Consider the following 3,219-nt stretch of genomic DNA (forward strand, 5'->3'; position numbering starts at 1 on the left):
AATGTCGGCCCAGGCTTTCGAGCGCGCCACGGAGAAATCGCCATAGATGCGCCGGACGCTGGCTTCACCGAATTTGGCGATCTCTTCGAAGAGACCATCGGCGATCTTCGCAGAGGCGTTGTCGGCGTCGATCAGGACTGCGAGGTGGGCGGTGGACGCTTTGTTGGACATCGGATTCCTCTTCGCGCAATCCGAACAGGAAACAGGTTGTGTTACAAGCAGGAATGGCTGGGGCGGGAGGGTTCGAACCTCCGAATGGCGGTACCAAAAACCGCTGCCTTACCACTTGGCTACGCCCCAACGACCGGGAGGCCCGAGTCGAGCATGTGCGGCCTTATATGCAAGCCAGTTGAAAAGCACAATCGCGGCAAATTTGCCTTTGTGCATTCAGTTGCAGTTATGCAAAGCAAGCACCGCCATTGCTGCCGGCCGAGGACCAATCAGCCGCGATAGTCGCGGTTCATTCGCCCCATACGGCAAGTTCGTTGCCGGCCGGGTCGGTGAAATGAAACCTGCGGCCGCCCGGGAACGAAAAAATCGGCTTGACGATCTTGCCGCCGGCGTTTTCGACCGCCTCCAGCGTTTGTTCCAAGTTTTCCGAATAGAGCACCGGAAGCGGCTTGCCCGAGGCCTCTGTGCTTTCGGCCTGGAAGCCACCGTCGAGACCTTCGTCGAAAGCGGCGTAGGTCGGCCCATAATCGGTGAAGGACCAGGAAAAGGCGGCGCTGTAAAACGCCTTGACGCTGTCGAGCGTGCCGCCGGTGGCGGACATTTCGAGATAATCAAGCTTGCCGGTCTGTTTCATGGCTGTTCCTCGCGTTCGTGATATGTTCTAGGCTGCGCGAACTCGGAAATCAAGCTCTCTACCCCTTACAATCGCTTAATCGATTGTAAAACCGGCTTGCCGCGTTCGCGCCTTGCCTTTCGCACCGCAGCATTTTAACGCTCTCGCCAGTGCCTTCAAATAGTCACCGGACTGACGAGGAGAGTGCATGACCAAGTGGGTCTATACGTTTGGAGACGGGGCGGCCGAAGGGCGCGCCGGAGACAGGAACCTGCTCGGCGGCAAGGGCGCGAACCTTGCCGAAATGTGCAGTCTGGGCCTGCCTGTGCCCCCCGGCTTCACCATCACCACGGAAGCGTGCAACTGGTTTTATGCCAACGGCCGGACCTATCCGCCCTCGCTTGAAGCCGATGTCCTTGCGGCGCTCGATCATATCGGCGCCTTGACCGGCCGTCGTTTCGGCGACCCCGAAAAGCTGCTTCTCGTCTCGGTCCGCTCGGGCGCCCGCGCGTCGATGCCCGGCATGATGGATACGGTGCTGAACCTTGGACTGAACGACGAGACTGTGGAAGCGCTGGCGACCGATTCAGGCGATGCGCGCTTTGCCTATGACAGCTATCGCCGCTTCATCCAGATGTATTCCAATGTCGTGCTCGACCTCGACCACGAGGTGTTCGAGGAAATCCTCGAGGAAGAAAAGGCGCGGCTCGGCTACGAACTCGACACCGAGCTTTCGGCGATCGAGTGGCAGGGCGTGATCGCTCACTACAAGGCGACGATCGAGGAGGAACTCGGTAAGCCTTTCCCGCAGGATCCGCGCGAACAGCTCTGGGGAGCGATCGGTGCGGTTTTTTCGAGCTGGATGAACCATCGCGCGATCACCTACCGCCGGCTGCACGACATTCCCGAAAGCTGGGGCACCGCGGTCAATGTGCAGGCTATGGTGTTCGGCAATATGGGCGACACCTCGGCAACCGGCGTCGCCTTCACCCGCAATCCCTCTACCGGCGAGAAGATGCTTTACGGCGAATTCCTGGTGAAGGCGCAGGGCGAGGACGTGGTGGCCGGCATCCGCACGCCGCAGAGCATCACCGAAAAGGCGCGCATCGACAGCGGATCGGACAAGCCGTCGCTGCAGAAAGTGATGCCGGAAGCCTTTGCCTCCTTCGTGGAGATTTCCGAGCGGCTCGAAATGCACTACCGCGACATGCAGGATCTCGAATTCACCATCGAGCGCGGCAAGCTGTGGATGCTGCAAACGCGGTCGGGCAAGCGCACAGCCAAGGCTGCGCTGCGCATGGCGGTCGACATGGCAGCCGAAGGGCTGATCAGCAAGGAAGAGGCCGTCGCACGCATCGATCCAGCCTCGCTCGACCAGCTTCTGCATCCGACCATTGATCCAAAGGCGGAGCGAAACGTCATCGCCATCGGCCTGCCGGCTTCACCAGGGGCCGCTACAGGGGAGATCGTGTTCTCCTCGCAGGATGCGGAAGAGGCCAAGGCGCTCGGCAAGAAAGTCATCCTCGTGCGGATCGAGACCAGCCCGGAGGACATCCACGGCATGCACGCCGCCGAAGGCATTTTGACGACGCGCGGCGGCATGACCAGCCACGCGGCGGTGGTGGCCCGTGGCATGGGCAAGCCCTGCGTATCGGGCGCCGGCTCGCTGCGCGTCGACTACAGGGCCGGCACGCTGATGGTGATGGGCGAGACCTTCCGCAAGGGCGACATCATCACCATCGACGGCGGCAGCGGCCAGGTCCTGAAAGGGCCGGTCGCCATGCTGCAGCCGGAACTCTCCGGCGACTTCGCAGCGATCATGGAGTGGGCCGACGCTACGCGGCGCATGAAGGTGCGCACCAATGCCGACACTCCGGCCGATGCCCGCATGGCACGGTCGTTCGGGGCGGAGGGAATAGGTCTCTGCCGGACCGAGCACATGTTCTTCGAGGGCGACCGTATCATCGCGATGCGCGAGATGATCCTGGCTGACACCGAAAAGGACCGCCGCGCCGCGCTCGCAAAACTGTTGCCGATGCAGCGGTCGGACTTCCTCGAACTGTTCGAGATCATGGCTGGTCTGCCGGTGACGATCCGCCTGCTCGATCCGCCGCTGCATGAATTCCTGCCCAAGACGGAAGAGGAGATCGAGCAAGTCGCCTCGGTGATGAATGTTTCGGGCGAAAAACTGCGTCAGCGCACCGAAGCGCTGCACGAACTCAACCCGATGCTCGGACATCGCGGCTGCCGGTTGGCGATTTCCTATCCCGAAATAGCGGAGATGCAGGCGCGCGCGATTTTCGAGGCCGCCGTGGAAGCCGGCAGGAAGACAGGCAATCCCGTGGTTCCCGAAATCATGGTGCCGTTGGTCGGGCTTAAAACGGAACTGGATTTCGTCAAGGCGCGCATCGATGCCGTGGCGAAGAGCGTCATGG

3 protein-coding genes and 1 tRNA gene are annotated in these 3,219 nt (G+C 61.4%); 1 reads left to right on the forward strand and 3 read right to left on the reverse strand.

Going from position 1 to position 3,219, the window contains the following annotated elements:
* From MAXJ12_RS39245 to MAXJ12_RS27455, 3 genes are all read right to left on the reverse strand, one after another.
* A partial coding sequence (locus MAXJ12_RS39245) for an NYN domain-containing protein (RefSeq protein ID WP_008839376.1) occupies positions 1 to 171 on the reverse strand: 171 nt, incomplete at its 3' end.
* 54 nt (positions 172 to 225) lie between these two features.
* Positions 226 to 300 (reverse strand) — tRNA-Gln (locus tag MAXJ12_RS27450).
* Between the two features lie 160 nt (positions 301 to 460).
* Positions 461 to 805 (reverse strand): VOC family protein, encoded by a 345-nt coding sequence (locus tag MAXJ12_RS27455; RefSeq protein WP_008839377.1) that lies wholly within the window; start codon positions 803 to 805, stop codon positions 461 to 463.
* A gap of 187 nt (positions 806 to 992) precedes the next feature.
* Between MAXJ12_RS27455 and ppdK the strand changes: the two genes are divergently transcribed.
* On the forward strand, positions 993 to 3,219 hold a 2,227-nt coding region (gene ppdK / locus MAXJ12_RS27460; protein ID WP_008839378.1), incomplete at its 3' end, for a pyruvate, phosphate dikinase.

It is taken from the genome of Mesorhizobium alhagi CCNWXJ12-2, assembly GCF_000236565.1.
Classification (GTDB): Bacteria; Pseudomonadota; Alphaproteobacteria; order Rhizobiales; family Rhizobiaceae; genus Allomesorhizobium; species Allomesorhizobium alhagi.